This window comes from Cryobacterium sp. N19 (assembly GCF_002929595.1).
Lineage (GTDB): Bacteria > Actinomycetota > Actinomycetes > Actinomycetales > Microbacteriaceae > Cryobacterium > Cryobacterium flavum.
Genome location: NZ_PJJR01000032.1, coordinates 1 through 15,021, shown reverse-complemented (window position 1 = coordinate 15,021; position 15,021 = coordinate 1). Strand labels below are relative to the sequence as shown.

General features: G+C 61.3%; 18 protein-coding genes and 4 pseudogenes. 8 read left to right on the top strand and 14 right to left on the bottom strand.

The window, feature by feature from the left end; translation table 11 throughout:
• Positions 1–242: 242 nt before the first annotated feature.
• The 3 genes and pseudogenes from CXY78_RS00700 to CXY78_RS21965 form a co-directional block, all read right to left on the bottom strand.
• A complete protein-coding gene (locus tag CXY78_RS00700; protein WP_092342485.1) occupies positions 243–1,139 on the bottom strand; it encodes a serine hydrolase in 897 nt (298 codons plus the stop codon).
• Positions 1,136–1,477 carry a hypothetical protein gene (locus tag CXY78_RS21345; protein WP_233206034.1) on the bottom strand — a complete coding sequence of 114 codons (342 nt, stop codon included), beginning with the start codon at positions 1,475–1,477 and terminating at the stop codon, positions 1,136–1,138. Before CXY78_RS21345 ends, CXY78_RS00700 begins: the two co-directional genes overlap by 4 nt.
• 360 nt (positions 1,478–1,837) lie before the next feature.
• Positions 1,838–2,014, bottom strand: a pseudogene (locus tag CXY78_RS21965) (LysR family transcriptional regulator); the annotation flags it as partial.
• A 146-nt stretch (positions 2,015–2,160) separates the two neighbouring features.
• Here CXY78_RS21965 and bla point away from each other — a divergent pair.
• From bla to CXY78_RS21960, 4 genes are read left to right on the top strand one after another with little or no spacing between them, the layout of a single operon-like run.
• Complete coding sequence (bla, locus tag CXY78_RS00690; protein WP_158252721.1) at positions 2,161–3,000, top strand: class A beta-lactamase; 840 nt, start codon at positions 2,161–2,163, stop codon at positions 2,998–3,000.
• Positions 2,997–3,329, top strand: a complete 333-nt coding sequence (locus CXY78_RS00685) for a hypothetical protein (protein WP_092342480.1) — start codon at positions 2,997–2,999, stop codon at positions 3,327–3,329. The genes bla and CXY78_RS00685 overlap by 4 nt, the downstream gene beginning before the upstream one ends.
• Positions 3,330–3,385: 56 nt before the next feature.
• On the top strand, positions 3,386–4,237 hold the full coding sequence (locus CXY78_RS00680) for a hypothetical protein (RefSeq protein WP_104087554.1): 852 nt from the start codon (positions 3,386–3,388) through the stop codon (positions 4,235–4,237).
• 16 nt (positions 4,238–4,253) lie between these two features.
• Positions 4,254–4,541 carry a helix-turn-helix domain-containing protein gene (locus tag CXY78_RS21960; protein ID WP_104087552.1) on the top strand — a complete coding sequence of 96 codons (288 nt, stop codon included), beginning with the start codon at positions 4,254–4,256 and terminating at the stop codon, positions 4,539–4,541.
• 15 nt (positions 4,542–4,556) lie between these two features.
• On the opposite strand, the gene CXY78_RS00670 is transcribed toward CXY78_RS21960, so the two are convergent.
• The 8 genes and pseudogenes from CXY78_RS00670 to CXY78_RS21955 form a co-directional block, all read right to left on the bottom strand.
• Positions 4,557–5,057, bottom strand: coding sequence for a DUF664 domain-containing protein (locus tag CXY78_RS00670; RefSeq protein ID WP_233197143.1), 501 nt, complete (start codon positions 5,055–5,057; stop codon positions 4,557–4,559).
• Positions 5,057–5,584, bottom strand: coding sequence for an SRPBCC domain-containing protein (locus CXY78_RS00665; protein ID WP_158252720.1), 528 nt, complete (start codon positions 5,582–5,584; stop codon positions 5,057–5,059). The genes CXY78_RS00670 and CXY78_RS00665 overlap by 1 nt, the downstream gene beginning before the upstream one ends.
• A gap of 371 nt (positions 5,585–5,955) precedes the next feature.
• On the bottom strand, positions 5,956–6,627 hold the full coding sequence (locus CXY78_RS00660) for a Type 1 glutamine amidotransferase-like domain-containing protein (RefSeq protein WP_092342472.1): 672 nt from the start codon (positions 6,625–6,627) through the stop codon (positions 5,956–5,958).
• A gap of 46 nt (positions 6,628–6,673) precedes the next feature.
• Positions 6,674–6,916 carry a recombinase family protein gene (locus CXY78_RS00655; RefSeq protein WP_255409950.1) on the bottom strand — a complete coding sequence of 81 codons (243 nt, stop codon included), beginning with the start codon at positions 6,914–6,916 and terminating at the stop codon, positions 6,674–6,676.
• A 135-nt stretch (positions 6,917–7,051) separates the two neighbouring features.
• Positions 7,052–8,305 (bottom strand): D-alanyl-D-alanine carboxypeptidase family protein, encoded by a 1,254-nt coding sequence (locus tag CXY78_RS00650; RefSeq protein WP_104087551.1) that lies wholly within the window; start codon positions 8,303–8,305, stop codon positions 7,052–7,054.
• 367 nt (positions 8,306–8,672) lie between these two features.
• Positions 8,673–9,143, bottom strand: a pseudogene (locus CXY78_RS00645) (tetratricopeptide repeat protein).
• A 195-nt stretch (positions 9,144–9,338) separates the two neighbouring features.
• Entirely contained in the window at positions 9,339–9,806 is a 468-nt protein-coding gene (locus CXY78_RS21340; protein ID WP_233206033.1) for a hypothetical protein, read from the bottom strand.
• A gap of 84 nt (positions 9,807–9,890) precedes the next feature.
• Positions 9,891–10,127: pseudogene (locus CXY78_RS21955) on the bottom strand (helix-turn-helix domain-containing protein); the annotation flags it as partial.
• Between the two features lie 134 nt (positions 10,128–10,261).
• Here CXY78_RS21955 and CXY78_RS00635 point away from each other — a divergent pair.
• Positions 10,262–11,053, top strand: a complete 792-nt coding sequence (locus CXY78_RS00635) for a class I SAM-dependent methyltransferase (RefSeq protein ID WP_092342464.1) — start codon at positions 10,262–10,264, stop codon at positions 11,051–11,053.
• A gap of 750 nt (positions 11,054–11,803) precedes the next feature.
• On the opposite strand, the gene CXY78_RS00625 is transcribed toward CXY78_RS00635, so the two are convergent.
• Positions 11,804–12,607 (bottom strand): aminotransferase class IV, encoded by an 804-nt coding sequence (locus tag CXY78_RS00625; protein WP_104087547.1) that lies wholly within the window; start codon positions 12,605–12,607, stop codon positions 11,804–11,806.
• Here CXY78_RS00625 and CXY78_RS21950 point away from each other — a divergent pair.
• Positions 12,606–13,070 carry a MerR family transcriptional regulator gene (locus CXY78_RS21950; RefSeq protein ID WP_199181819.1) on the top strand — a complete coding sequence of 155 codons (465 nt, stop codon included), beginning with the start codon at positions 12,606–12,608 and terminating at the stop codon, positions 13,068–13,070. The genes CXY78_RS00625 and CXY78_RS21950 overlap by 2 nt on opposite strands.
• A gap of 174 nt (positions 13,071–13,244) precedes the next feature.
• On the opposite strand, the gene CXY78_RS00615 is transcribed toward CXY78_RS21950, so the two are convergent.
• On the bottom strand, positions 13,245–13,622 hold the full coding sequence (locus CXY78_RS00615; RefSeq protein WP_092342458.1) for a helix-turn-helix transcriptional regulator: 378 nt from the start codon (positions 13,620–13,622) through the stop codon (positions 13,245–13,247).
• Here CXY78_RS00615 and CXY78_RS21945 point away from each other — a divergent pair.
• A pseudogene (locus CXY78_RS21945) lies at positions 13,610–14,347 on the top strand (MFS transporter); the annotation flags it as partial. The gene CXY78_RS00615 and the pseudogene CXY78_RS21945 overlap by 13 nt on opposite strands.
• Before the next feature lie 16 nt (positions 14,348–14,363).
• Positions 14,364–14,783 (top strand): hypothetical protein, encoded by a 420-nt coding sequence (locus CXY78_RS21335; RefSeq protein ID WP_233197142.1) that lies wholly within the window; start codon positions 14,364–14,366, stop codon positions 14,781–14,783.
• A gap of 22 nt (positions 14,784–14,805) precedes the next feature.
• On the opposite strand, the gene CXY78_RS21330 is transcribed toward CXY78_RS21335, so the two are convergent.
• Positions 14,806–15,021: hypothetical protein (locus CXY78_RS21330; RefSeq protein ID WP_233206032.1), on the bottom strand; the 216-nt coding region annotated here is incomplete at its 5' end.

The window sequence follows — 15,021 nt, the reverse complement described above, 5'->3', positions numbered from 1 at the left end:
TCGACTGTGGGACGACCTGCCCAGCCTCGACCTCACCCACACGGTAACAACGGAAGTGGCCGAGAGTGGCACGATCCACGTGACCTTCGCACGATAGGACGATTGCTTATCGGAGCGCTGTGAGCACCTTCCGATCCTGCTGTGTATCGCTAACATCCGCAGTGGCTCGTCGCCCGGGAGGTCCGTTTCGAAACCCTGGATTTGCAAGACGCTTTCGCAGTCTCGAGTGTATTCACCTGCTGTTATCTGATGGTGTCGTGAAGTGTGCGGGCTATGTGTCCGAGTGTTTGTTCGGCGGCTGGTTGTGTGGCGGTCGGGACTCGCGATTCGGTGAGGGCGGCGACGGCGAATCGGGTGCCGTCGTTGTGCTCGACGACTCCTACCTCGTGTCGGAGGTTGAGGAAGGTGCCGGTTTTCGATGCCCAGCGGGATGTTCCGGTTGCAAAGTCAGGCGTGAGGCGGTGCCGCATCAGGTTTGTGCTCATCATTTGTTGGGTGGTGAATGCCGTTTCGGGGCTAGGGGCTGAGTGGATCCAGATCTGCTCGAGGAGGTTGACGAAGCTTCGCGCCGAGCCGGCGTTGGCTTGAGTGATGTCGAGTTGCGGGATGAGGTGTCCCCCGCCCGGTGTGCCTGCCTGGATGGCTAAGGTGTGGGCGAGGTGGGCCTCGTGTGGGGCGAGCCGCTCGGCGAGAGTTTGGTAGAGAGTGCGGATGGTGTGGCGGATACGGAGGCCGGGTATGTGCAGCTGCTGCATATGGTGATCGACCATGCGCGGCGTGCAAATGTCGAATAGTGCGTCGGCGGCGGTGTCATCACTGATGGAAAGCGCGAGGGAGACGAGGTCGAATACTGCGACCTTGGTCGGGTATTGGAAGGTGCAGAGCCCGGTCAGCCCGGGTGTTCGGTTTTCGGGAAGAAGTTCGATCGTGCGTGCCGGGTCCAAATCGCCGGTTCGGATCATCTCGAGAACAGTGAGAGCGAGAGGCACTTTTACCAGTGATGCGATGGGGAAGATGGTGTCTGGTTCTATCCCGATCTCGGTGCCGGTGTCGAGGTCTCGGACGAGGAAGCCCCCTCGTAGTCCGGCTTCTTCGAGTTGATTTTCTGCGTCAGCGAGGATCTGCTGGAGGTGTTTCATATGATTCGACCGCCAAGAGCGCAAGCGATGGGAGAAGCGCTTCCGTCGAGCAGTTCGGCGTCGCGTTCGCCGGTTCTGCTTGCGAGAGCGTAGCCCCGTACGAGGTGCAGCTCTCGAATGTGCCGCCAGTGAAGTTGCAGGTGGTCTGCTTCTCGCTCCGAGCACAGGAGCAGGTCTTTGCTGCCTGCCACGCCGGTGACTGCTTCAATCAATGTGTCGGCGACTTTCAGCTGGCCGGGCTGTAACGAGATCGAGTTCGCCAGCCAGGTGATGCGATCGCGAATGTGCGGGACGTTGTCTTCGGTTTGGATCCACAGCTTGCGCGTCGGTCGTTTCATCTCGCCTCGTCGCACTCGGATCGATTCGAGTTGAAACTGGCTATCTCCCGTAGTTTGTGCGGATGCCACACCGAGATTTACTTGCCACACCGCATCCGCCGCCGGTACCGGCTGCACGGCGTACTCCGCTTGCCCGACCCTGACCATCTCGCCTCGCACTGCAGGCTCTGCCGTCTCGATTCGCAGTGCGAAATCGTGTTTACGGGCCGCTATTGCTATCTGTGACAGATCTGCCACAGCGAGGGCCGTCGGCATCATTAAGGTGACGGGTCGGTGTAGTTGTCGTCTTGCCTGATCGCGTAGCCCCTCCGCAAGTGACACGATCGCCGATGCGGATGGAAGCAGAATCCGACCGAGCTCGGTCAGCTCGACTCGCCGGGTCGTCCGATCAAGAAGCTGGCCACCGAGATGGTCCTCTAGTGACGCGATGCGTTTGCTCGCTACGGACTGTGGGATACCGCACTCGGCGGCGCCGTAGGTGAAGCTTCCTCTTCGACTTACGCTCACGAACGCTTCGCAGCCAGCAACGATGTCCATACGAGGATTCTTGTCTATTCCCTAACGGAATCAATAACGCTTAATAATGATTGGACTGACTACAGTTTGTCCCGAAGAGTGTCGCCATGGCAACTACTCTTCCTTCCGGCCCAACGCGGCGCGCTCTCCTAGTCGGTGGGGCAGCGATGCTCGCGCTGGCCGGATGCTCGACCGCACCCGTTCCTCGAGCTACCACCGACGCCTTCAACCGACGAATCGAAGACCTCGAAATGCAGTCTGGTGTGACCATCGCCGTGACCGCGGTCAATCTCGGTACGAACCGACGCGTCCAGCATCGATCGACAGACTTGTTTCCGATGTGCTCGCTGTTTAAAGTCATTGCCGTCGGCGCGCTAGTGAGTGAACGTGGCTATGACGAGCAGTACTGGAACACCCCGATCCCATTCACTGCAGCAGATATCGTCGTAAATTCACCTGTCGCCTCCAAGCTGACGACTTTGACGATGACCCCGGATGAGATGGCGGATGCAGCGCTTCGCTTCTCGGACAACACCGCAGGGAACCTCTTGTTGCGAGAAATTGGCGGGCCAAAAACCATCGCCCGAGTCGTTGGTTCTTTCGGCGCCACCGCCACCCGGTTGGATCGCATCGAACCCGAACTCAATGAGGGACTTCCCGACGATCCGCGAGACACAACCACCGCTGATGACATGGTGGCCGTCCTGCGTGCGCTCCTCGTCGACGGAGGAGCCGGACAACTTGCCCGAAGCAAGCTCCACGACTGGATGCTCCGTAACAGCACCTCGAGCACCCGGGCACGCGCGGGACTGACCGGCTCATACGAACTCGCGGATAAGACCGGTGCAGGAGGTTATGGCATCGTTAACGACGCTGGTATCCTCTGGCCAGACGACACTGACCCCATCGCTTTGTGCATCCTTACCCGGACCAACGACCCCAACGCAAAAGGTAACAATGAAGTGATAGCCGACACCACGCGACTGCTCGTCTCCGAACTCGGATGATCGCCAACAAACCGCGACCCGCACGCACTATCCAATTCGTGCTCGCTTGGGCGGTCGGAGTTATTGGAACCATCACCACAGCCATTTCCTTGTTCCCTGAGGTGGCCAGCATCGCCTCAGTAAGTGACGTATCTTCCCTGGGGTCCACCGCTGCCCTACTGGTCGTGTCCGTGATATATCTCTCCGTCCCCATCCTTATCGCGTTGGCCATCGCGAATACCGGCCGTCGATGGTGGCTCTGGCTGACCATCGCAATAGCGGTCATCGTCTTGCTTCGAGTCGCCCGCTTCGCAGTGGGTTCGCTCGGTGTCTATTGGATTACGTTTTGAGTCGCGGCGAGCCGTATGCCGGCGCGACGACACCGGGACGCCGCCCGCCCGGCCCGATGACGTGGCTCGGCCTTGTCGGTGTCCCGCTGGGCGGGATCACCCTGGCATCACTGTTCAGCGGAGGTGATGGGCGGGCGGAGATTTCCGCCGAGTTGAGCGAGTACATTCCGGAGATTGCTGGGTTCTTCGAGGTTTCGACGATGGCAGATTTGCGCGAGTTCAATGAACCGAGGGCCGACTTGCGTGCACGCTTCACCTCTTCAGGAGAGGTTTATCGCGTCATCGACTCGTCCGTCGATCGTGCTCGGATCGCTATCTGGAGGAGGGACGTACCGGGGCCCGGGCCGGGACCTTACAGCTCTGATGCCGAACGAGGATTCAGCGCCGAGGAAATAGTGGTAGGCACAGCGTGCGCGTCGATAGAGCGGACGGGCCACAAGGTCACCTCCACACCAGTCGATTGCCCCCACCCCCTCGCGGCGTGGTCACCACCAACAGAGGTGGTTTCGTGGACCCGAGACGCGGCTGCTGCCTGGGTGGTTCAGGTCAGCGTCAGCAGCCTCGACCAAGACGTCAGATGGCTTCTGTTTCATAACAGCGACGGCAGCCAGCCGCGTCACGAATTGGTCGATGCGGACGCCGTGGTGGACGTGATCAAGAAGGCGCGTTTGTCGTCGGCCGACACCTCCGTACGAGTCGCCGTCGAGGATGTTTCTCAAGAGGGCAGCCGTATTACGGGCAAGGTGCGTATAGCAGCGTCGGCCCCGGAGGAAGCCAACACCACAGCCAAGAGCACATCCACTGCGTGCTTCATCCTCGACGTAGATCTTCAACTGTTCGATCAGTACGGATCATGGGAGCCGCTGATTCCTGAGGAACTCGGGGCTAGTAATTGCGCTCAAACGTAATTACATTGAAGCGCAAATGGATGGCTTGAGCACGATATTTCTAGCGCTGGCTGACCCATCGCGCCGCGCACTAATGGAGCAGCTACAGAAAAGGGAGGCGACAGTTACCGAACTCGCCGCCCCGCACACGATCAGCGTGCTTTTTATCTCACGCCACCTGAACGCACTCGAGCCGGCCGGGCTCATCACGGAAACCAGCTCCGCTCGATGGCGACGGGCAGGACATTCCGGCGAAAAATCTTTGCTTCCTATGCAGAAAAAGATTCAGGTTCCTGCCCGGCCGGTGCCCGTTGACGTCACTTGAACCCCATTTTGGGAGTTATCCAACGACGAGGTTCTGATGACCATCGATGAGCTCGCGCATGATGTCAAGGTGGCCTGCGTGCACTGAGGTCTCAGCAAGGACGCGAAACACGACCTCGCGCCCGTTAGGCAGCGGTGGTGCCTCGAAGACGCTGGCTGAAGGCCTCCACCGGGGAAGGGCGTCGAAATCGATTCTCCTGAGCACCTCGTCGCTCCGAGCGATCTCGCGCTTGTATGTTTCGATTGCTTCCGCGCCCGTCATCGGGTCCGATGCCCAGCCGTCGTGAAGGGCTTCGATCGCTCTCACGTCACCACTTAGAACGGCCGAGATCCAGAACCTCTCGTCGTCGTAGGCGAGGTGGTTGAGAAGCCGCGTGATCGTCCAACCAGACGGAACTATCACCCGATGCATCGCATCCTCCGCCAGCCCGTCAACCGCTCGCAGCACATGCTGGCGCTCGTTCGCTAACTGTGCGAGCAGTTGTGCGTCACCCATGTTCAGCAGTCCCCTGCTCATCACACGTGCGGATTGGATTGGCGAATGTGCCAGGTGGTGATGGCGGTGCTATGTGCAACTCGGTCAATTGTGGCGCTCCATCCATCACGGGTGCCGCCTTCCATGAGGTCGCGCACCTCCTCATCCGCCAGCTGCTCGGGAAAGGCGACAGTGAGTTCGAGGTGTGTGCCTTCTGCGACGTCGCGGAGGTTGACGGTCACGATCGGTGCTTCGAGCTCGCGGTCTCCGACGAGCTCTGGCCATCCTCCAGCCGCTCCCCACCGAAAGACCAACCGTTCGTCTGGAACGACTTCGAGGTATACCCCGCCGGTGGGGTATTGAAGATCGCCATCGACCACCATTTGTTGACGCCATACGCCGCCAACTCTGAGATCAACCTGGATAGGCGCCGTGGGAGTGGGCATAGCGGGGTTGGAAAACCAGGCGAGGTTTTCCGGCTCAGTCCAAGCCTTGAAAACGATATTGCGCGGTGCCCGCAGGATGCGGGTCAGGGTAAAGCTTCTTTCAGTGCGTGTCTGGGACATCATGCTCCTTCTTCCTGTCAGGGCATTCGTTCGTGGCTGGGAACATCGTCGTGAGGTGCTTTTCGAGACCGTCCAAACGCGTTTCGAAGAACCGGCGGTCGGGCCCATCCATTGGTGCACTGCTAGCAGTGATAATGGATTCAACCGGCAATACCGCCACTGAGCGTCAAGGGCCATGAGGAACTGCCCACTGGCGGTGGCAGCCAGCACTCGTGGGGGAGGTCGCCCGCTCGGCGCCGTCCTCGGTTCGGCAATTAATGCGTCCGATACCTCGCTTCACGCATGCTCCCCGGATCGTTTCAGGCTCCTGTAGATCGTCGTCACAGGCGTGGCATGCGATCGTGGGGCGCCGGGCCGTCAGGTTCATGAAGTCGTCAGGTCGGTCGAGGCCCGAACTTCGTCCATTGTCCTTCGGAGACCACTTGGACGGAGCCGTCGACGACCTTTATGGCCGTCTGTTCGTCGATGGCGTAGGCCGGGCCACCAATGCTGGCGGCCCACCGTTCTGCGTCGCCCAGGGTGTTCGTCGGGAAAGCGTCGAGGTGCGGGAAGATCGAGAAGTCGACGACTCCGAGAGTGCGGTCGTCCGGAGCGGACGGCCACTCGACGAAGTACTCCCCGATCCGGGGCGTCATCACCATGCTTCCTGCGCTGACTCCCACCCAGACCGTGTGGGGCAGCGAAGGCATCAGGTCGACCAGTCCGGATTCCCGCATCCAGTGGCACAGATACGTCGCGTCGCCGCCGTCGACAAGGAGCACGTCGGCCTTCTGGACCCAGGGGACCCATCGCTCTGCGCCGATGGTGGGCAGTGCCGTTAGCTCGAGGACACCCAGCGACGCCCAGCCAAGACCGGAGAAGTGCCGGTAGTCGGGCTCGGCAGCTACCAGGCTCCGCACCGACGCCGGTCCGCACATCGGGTGGCCCCACTGAGCAGTGGGGACGACCAAAGCGTGACACTCGGCGATCGGCTTGCCGAGTAGCTCCACCAGAGCCGAGTGGATGCTCGGATTCGTGACGCCGCCCGACGTCAGCAAGAGCTTCAAGAGGACTCCGTTTCGTGAAGGGTGGTTGTGCCTGCGAGGTCCAGGTTCATTGCGACCCTACTGCTCGCTTCAAGGTTCTGTAGATCGTGGCTCGGGACACGCGGTAGTCTTCGGCCAACTCCGCGAGGGTGTAGTCGCCACTGTCGAAATCGTCCCTGAGCTCCTTCGCGCGACGATCACTCAGCTTAGGCTTGGTACCCAGTAGCCGGCCGTTGGCCTTGGCGATCGCTAACCCTTCTTTGGTGCGCTGCACGATGAGGTCGCGCTCGAACTCCGCGACCATCGCCAGGGCATCGCAACGGAGACGGCGAGGTCATCGACGTCTGTCCCGCGAACCTCATAGATGACGCCACCGCCACCGTCCTCGAAGCGACCCGCCTTCGGGATCAACCCATCCGGCCGATCCCGAAGTCGGGTCGCGTTGCTACAAGGCTGGGTTGGTGAGGCGGTGCCAGGCGGTGGCGGGGGTGATGTCGGCGGCGAGCGTGAGCGGGACGCGGATCGACGTGCCTTGATCTTGTGAGGCCGCGCTGAGTGTGAATTCGAGCGAGCCGACAGTGGAACCGGTCGAGCCGTCCTCCAAGGACAGTGCTGTTGCCGTTGCTGTGACGGTTGTGCCTTTCCAGACGAGGGCCGACGCGTCTGTGCCGGCCACGACATCGCTGCTGTTCATGGCGCCGTTGATCCACTCGGGTGAGTACGCGCCCACACGATCACCTGCTGTGACGAGCTGGACGCGTTCGAAGGCGGGTGGAACGCTCGAGAGGACATCGAGGAGAGCCGCGTTGCGCTCTCGCCAGGTGTCTGCCCCGAGGATCGCTCCGACCACGGTGATGATCGTAGCCCCCACCGGCACTTCGGCCGAGAAGAGGATGCACGAGCCTGAATCGTAGTCGGTCCCGGTCTTCATGCCCGTGATTCCTGCCGTGCCGAGCAGGCTGTTGAGGTTTTCGATCTCTCCGATGTTGGGCAGTATCGCCGTCTTCTCGGACACGACTCCCGCCAGTACTGGGTTCGCAAGAGCCAGCTTGCCGATCTCAACCAGGTCCCTCGTGGTGCTCACGTTGGAGGCTCCAAGCCCGCTCGTGTTGGTAAGCGTGGTACCGGTGAGCCCATGATCGGCAAGCCACGTCCGGGTGGCGTCGAGGAATGCACCGACGCTCCCGAATGCCCAGATCGCGAGTGTCTTGCTGTAGTTGTTGGCTGAGGGCAGCATCATCACTTCCAGCACCTGCCGTTGCGTGAACACGGATCCGGAAACGACCGGTGCCCAGGAACCGTTTTCTGCGATCGTGTCGTCGAGCCATTGAACGTCATCGTCGGTGATGTGGATGTCCGGACCATTCTCGCCGGCGACGATGGGCTTGTGCTCCAACACAACGAGCGAGGTGATCATCTTTGCGAGGCTTGCAATCGGGAAGGGGTCTTCGCCACCGCTGGAACTCAGGACACCGTCGAACCCGACCGCACCGAGCGCTCCACGGCCGACCGACGGCCAGGCGATCTGCGCGGCAGCGCCTGTTTCGATGACCGGTACCGTGAGTGTCGCGGTCGCGGTCGGCATCGGCTGGGTAAGCGCAGCCGTGCTGTACCCAGCGGAGCCAAGGACGACGACAGCGACGACTGCCGCAATGAATCGACGGCGGCGAAACGGCGGCACCGAGCGTGTGGAATCCATCAGACAACTATCACACGAACGAAGCAGCAGCCCCGCAGCGCGCCCCTTTGGTGTCGCAGCACCGAGAGAGCATTGAGTGCCCAGCGACCAGCCCGAGGATCGATCCGGTGTTTGTGACACATTGAATGAGGTTCACCTTATTGCTGTCTGTCGTTTCGTTCGATTCATGGCAGTAGAGATCTGTTCCGCGTCGTCACCGAGATACCCGCCGAGGAAACGCCCGTGGCATAGCAGCGCGATGACTTCGGCGAGGCACGAGGCAACAGCTCGCTGAGCGCTCACCGAAAACGGCCCGTAAGACGTTCGGCTTACGGGACTGGAGCGAGAGCCGTCGATGACCTGCTCGGCCTTTCTACTCGCCGTCCCGCTAACGGGCATTGCACTGCTCTCCTGGCTGCGCGGAGGTCGCGAGGGACCGGATGTAAACGGCGTTGCCGCGGATGGATGGCTTATACCGTTCGATATCTGGCGACTCGACACCCTCAACAACCACGTCGAGCAACGCAGCGACAGCCTCATCGAAGCGGCTGGAAGCATGAAGGGAGATCGCTTGGAACACCACCAGCGATGGCGAGTCCGGGAAGTCCTGTCGGGCACGCTCGAAGACTTCCACCGAGCGAGCGAACTCGCCGAGATTCCGCAGCGTGGATCCGTACTAGACGTAGCATCGGCGCAGCATGTCCCCTGAGAGGCCAGCGTGGAGGGCTTGTTCGTAGAACGATTGCGCGGTCTGCTCCTGACCGGCAGTGTCGTAAGCGCCGCCCACTTCGTAGAGCACGCGAGCGTCAGCCGGGTGTTCCGCCAAAATTGGTAGCAGCGCATCGATTGTGGGCTGCATCCTATTCCGATCGCGAACAGTGAAGATCCGGTCGAGCTCCTCATCAAGTGTCATCCACCTATTGTGCCTTCACCACGGCTGTCCGCTGAAGGTTCCCCCGTGAAACGAGGAGCGAGGAAAGCCGTGACTCTGGGGCTTGGCCCAAATCCGTGGCGCTCACGGTCCGGCTTACGGGCACCGAGCCTGGGCGTTTTGCTAGGGCACCTCCGAGGTTCCCGGTAGCCAGAGGGTCATACGGAGCCCCTCTTCGGGGAGATGGAGCACTTCGTATCGTCGAGCGATGGTGTCGCCGTCCGTCGCGCGAATGTGCTTGATTGAGGTGCGCCGTCGCTCGACGATGTGCTCGCTCCACCATTCCTCGAACAGCGCACTTTCCTCACTCAACTCCGCAACGAGAGCCTGAAGCCCAGGGTCGTGCAGGTTATCGGCGTTGGCGGCCCGAAGGTGGGCGACGGCCCCGCGTGCGATCTCCTCCCACTCGAGGAAGATCTCGCGCGCCCGGGGGCTGGTCATCAGATACCGGCAGGTGTTCCGCTGTCGCGGTGAGACGTCTGCGAAGCCGTCATAGAGTGCGAGTCCTTCTGGGTTCGCCGCGAGCATGTTGCTCAGCCGGTCTAGGACATATGCGGGGTTGGGTCGGACTGCCTCAACCAAGGTCGCCATGCGCTCGGCGAGTAAACCTTCATCCCCATGCGGGTTTCGCGCTGGTGCAGGGTTCGCTCCGCGAAGACGGTGGAGGTGTTCTGTGGCGTCGGGCGTTAGGAGGAGTGCTCGGGCAAGAGCGTCCAAGACGGCGTCGCTGGGGTGGTTTTCGCGGCCTTGCTCGAGACGCGTGTAGTAATCAACGCTGATACCTGCAGCGGTGGAGACCTCTTCTCGCCGCAGGCCGGTGACACGTCGTCGGCTCGCGCCGCAGACGGTCGGGGACTCCAGACTGGCGTCAGCGCGTCGGGCCCGAAGGAAATCGCCAAGCGCGTTGGGCACGGGGCATCCTCCTCAGAATCCGCCCCGCCAGCAGGGGGGTGCAGGGCTCCTAGGAAGATTACGGTCTTCCTACCCGCCACCGTACCGTGGAGGCTTGAAAACGAAAGAGTCCACGATCTGAAGGAGCTCCTGTGATGGTTTACACACACGGCTATCACGAATCCGTATTGCGGTCCCATCGTTCGCGCACTGCCGAGAATTCCGCGGCGTATTTGCTTCCGCTGCTGCGGCCCACCGATCGCCTGCTCGATGTTGGCGCGGGTCCGGGCACGATCACCGCGGATCTTTCGGGGCTCGTCGCGGAGGTCACCGCAACGGAGATTGGGCCCAACGAGTTACAGCTCAGCCGGGCAACTGCGGCCGAGCGCGGCACGTCCAACATCGACTTCCGGGTCGCGGACATTCACGCCCTCGAGTTCGACGACGGGAGCTTCGATGTCACTCATGCGCATCAGGTGTTGCAGCACGTCGCCGACCCCGTGCTGGCTCTGCGCGAGATGGCTCGCGTCACTCGGCCCGGTGGCATCGTGGCGGTGCGCGACAGCGACTACAGCGGATTCTGCTGGTGGCCGCGGCTCCCCGAACTTGATACCTGGCTCGATCTATACCGAACCGCCGCCCGCGCCAACGGCGGCGAACCCGATGCCGGACGTCAGCTCCTGTCATGGGCTCACGCCGCCGGGCTCGCAGACGTCACGGCCACTTCAAGCACCTGGTGCTATTCCACCCCGGCCGAGCGTGCCTGGTGGGGAGGAGTGTGGGCTGACCGCATCGTCAATTCAGCGATCGCGCGTCAAATCACCGATTCCGGCCTTGCCCCCCAGATGGAGCTGCAAGAAATCAGCAAGGCATGGACGAAATGGGCAACAGACGATGACGGCTGGTTCTCAATTCTCCACGGCGAGATCATCTGCCGGGTGAAGTGAACCGCAATCGTCGTCGGCGAGGCCTAATTTCCTCGGCGCGCCGCCCCTGACCAGCGGATGCCGAACCTCAGGGCCTGGGAAAGCTGATTCGTCTGACCCAACGTCGAATGCCAGGAACGGTTTGAGCGTTACGGCCGAATCGCACGCTCAGGGACGTCGGTCCTCACCGAAGCGATGTGTGGTGAGGAATCCTTCGGGACGACGGTGAGCGGTGGCCGCATGCTCTGGTGGCCTTTCCCGTTGAGGGTTCTCGTATGACACAGCGCTGGGCAGACTTACCCACCATTGGAGGTCGTTGGTGCTCGATCAGTTGATGCGATTAGCGGTGCGGTCGCAAAGCGGTAGCCATACTTCGNCGAACGGACCGTTCGCGCGCTCATCTTGCACGATGAAGTAGTTGCCCGAATGCCACCGGGCGGAGTGGATGCTGTTCCACGGACTCGCTCCCGCGTGCGGATTATCCAGCGACTGCTCGTCACCACCATAAGAGATGCCCTCAGCATGCCAGTCACCCAGAAAAACTGCCAACTCTTCATGCTCAGCCATGATTCAACCCTACGTTCGGGAGCCAAACCGGGCAATCCTCTGAGGTGGCCGGTGACGGATCACCCGACCGGACGTCGGCGGTTCAGGCGTCAGCGCACCCGTTGAGCCTTCCACTACCGGCTCGACCCCAGGAGCCGTTGGTGGTTTAAGCCCCGGTCGAAGGGCACGTCTGAAAGTGACCTTGGTTACGAAAACGGTTACTACTCAGACGCTTACGAGATGCTCGTGCTGGTAAGCAGAGTGGAGAAGTCCTGTGAAGTCGGCATCGGCTATCAGCCGATGATCACCAATTCGAGCGATGGCGATGCCAGGAGTCCACGAATTCATCACGACGCCCGCCAGCTGGCCAAGTGATTCGTTTCGACGAATGGGTTGGGTTTTCTGGTCCACGCCGAGTGCGCTGAGTTGGCGCTGGAGAATTTGCATAGTTACGCCGGTAAGGATGTTGGCTTCGGGCCAAATCACTGAGCGTCCATCCCAAAAGGCCAGGTTCCAGATAGTCGCTTCGCTTAGTCGTCCTTCAGAATCTTCAAAGGCAGCATCGTCAAATCCCCGCGTGACGGCCCGACGAAGAAGCAGCGTCTTGGCCACTTCGCCGACGTGCTTCACATGAGGCAGGTCGCGCTGGTGGGCAACAACGTCCAAGGCCAACGGCCCCAGGGGAACCGTGGCAGAATCTGTGATTCTCGTCACAACATCCAGCTGCACTTCAGCGCGAGGAGCCACGAACTCTCCTGGGGACGACGTGATGAAAAACGCCAACGATGCGTCCTCGGGTGCTGCGTTGAGTGCCACACGGAGATAGTCCACAATTTGGGCATCCGGAAGGTGCCTGCCAAACATCGCGTCGCTGGCATCTCGGAGCCGCTGCAGATGCAGGTCCAGCCCGCGTATGGATCGATCGTGAATCTGCATTGCCGTGAAGTGAGCGAAGCCCGCAAATGCCAGTGGAGCCAAGTCGTCAGACGAGGCGACTGTACCGTTGAGGAGTGTCAGTGAGTGCGTCATGATTGAAGGGTATGAGGTGACATTAGTGTCAGAAGCAAAGCCTGCGTTGCACGAAATGCTGCGCATCGGTGAGTTGTCGGCGCTCACAGGAGTCGGGCCGCGGCTTCTTCGGTACTACCAAAGCAGAGGCCTCTTGGCCGCCGAACGGTCTACTTCGGGCCAGCGGCTTTTCGACCCCGCGGTGGTGGAAAGAGTGCGAGCGATCCGTTTCCTCCTAGACGTTGGGCTGCCAACCCGCACAATTCTTGAACTCATCGACTGCGTCTCCGAGCCAGGGCGCCTCGAGCCGTGCGCGACACCCGCACTAGTGGAGCACCTCAAGGCGTATGACGCGCGTATCGCAGGCCTCGTGAGCACTCGCGAAGGCCTCGAGGCCCTGATCAACTCGGGTCCAAATGCCTGCGACCCTGCCAGAGTCGAGAGTGAACCCCAATGCGAGCTCCTTCCGGATCTGCTCCGATGATCTCGTCACCTCGCTGGGAAGCCCCGGCGATGCACTAGAGCCCAGCGAAGACTGCTGCCTCCACCGTCCCGCAAGAGGTTCCCTATTTGGGGCGGCGAGTGTGTTTCAGTGAGGAGGCCGCTTCAGGAACTGTTCATGTAGCTGCTGGGTGTCTGACTCGCAATGCAATTGTCGTCAGTCTTGATGCCAGTGGGCGACGAGGTCGAGGAGTCCTGGGAAGCGCTGGTTGATGTCTTCGGTGCGTACGCGGCTGCGGCGTTCGAGCCCGTACTGACGCTGCCGAATTAATCCCGCTTCGCGAAGTGCCTTGAAGTGATGGGTGAGGGAGGATTTTGGGCGGTCGAATCCGAACCAGCCGCAGGAATGGTCGTAGTCCTCGGATTCAAGCATCAGTTTGCGCACGATCGTCAGCCGTAGCGGATCGGCCAGAGCCCCCATGAGCGCCTCCAACTGAAGCTCGTCGATCGACGGCTCTGGCAGCGGTTCCGGCAGGTACTCGGGAGGCTCCGAGACAACGGTTCGTCGTGTGACGGTTTTCGATGTGTCGGGCATACGTACAGCATAGACCAAGTACGAGTTTTATCGAACTAATGATATGTTCGAGAAAACTCGTACTGAACGATGGAGGTAGGACGATGGCACAGAACGCGACCCGGCAGCCCGACCCGGCACTACTCCGCAAGCTCGGCGCGCGGCCGATGCTGTTGGCGGCCCTGATCGTGACCGCGGTGTTTGTCTTGTCTAACTCGCCGACACCGCTCTTCGTTTCTTGGCAGAGGGAGCTGGGCTTCTCCGCGGGAATGCTGACGGTGATCTTCGCCGCCTACATGGTTGGCCTTCTGCTCACCTTGACCGTTGCCGGACAATTCGCCGACCGGTTCGGGCGCAAGTCGGTGCTCATACCAGGGCTTGTGCTCGCGCTAGTGGCATGTTCACTCTTCGGAGTTGCTTCTTCTGTCCTCTTGCTGGTGATCGCACGGTTCCTCACCGGCGTCGCGGTGGGCGTGATCGTCTCGGCAGGCATGGCAGCGGTCGTTGACCTCGGCGGCCCCGCCCGCCGTCGGCAGGCCTCTCTTGCCGCCTCGGTCGCCATGGTCTTCGGCGCCGGACTCGGTCCGCTCCTGTCGGGACTATTCGCTCAAGGGATGGTGACTCCGGCCCCAGTGATCTTTGCGGTCGAGTTCGTATTACTCGCCACCGCGCTTGTCATCGCCATTTTTCTGCCGCTGCCTCGTCCTCCAGCGAGCCAAAGCGCCGGCACAGCAGATGCAGCGTTCAAGTTGCACTTACCGAGTGTGCCAAAGCGAAACCAGCGCCACCTCGCCTACGGCATCGCGGTCTTCGCCAGGGATCACAGCCACCTCTTTCGTGCTCTCCCTCGGCCCCTCTCTCTTGTCGAACCTGCTCAACGTCTCCAGTCCGTTGGTCGCCGGAGGAATGGCGTGTGCCATGTTCCTCGCCGCCACAGGTGTTCAATTCACCGTCAGTCGGGTACCGGTGCGCGGCATCCTCCTGCTCGGCTCCGGCGCGACACTCGCAGCGATGGCCAGCCTCATCATCGCCGTCAACGCCGCGCTCCCTGCGATCCTCATTCTCTCCGCCCTCCTGGCCGGCATCGGACTGAGCGCAGGCACCACCCTCTTCACGGCGGTTCTCGCCGCGGCCGCGATCACCGGTGGAATCCTCGTGCGCCGCGACCTCAGTCCACACTGAGCCGTTGGTACGGTTGTCGGCGTCAGCATCGCCCAAGCGATGCAACGACTACTGTCAGAACCAGAAAAACCAATCGTTGCGACGACCGGTTGAATTCGCCGTTCCCGTTGCGGGTTTCCCGTGCAGCTCCAATCCACGTCGATCGGGCGCATCCCCGCAAGCTGGTAACCGTCAGCGGGCTGTTAGCCTCGGGGTCATGATTGGTTCTGCGCAGTGGATTGAGCATCGACGTGGTGAC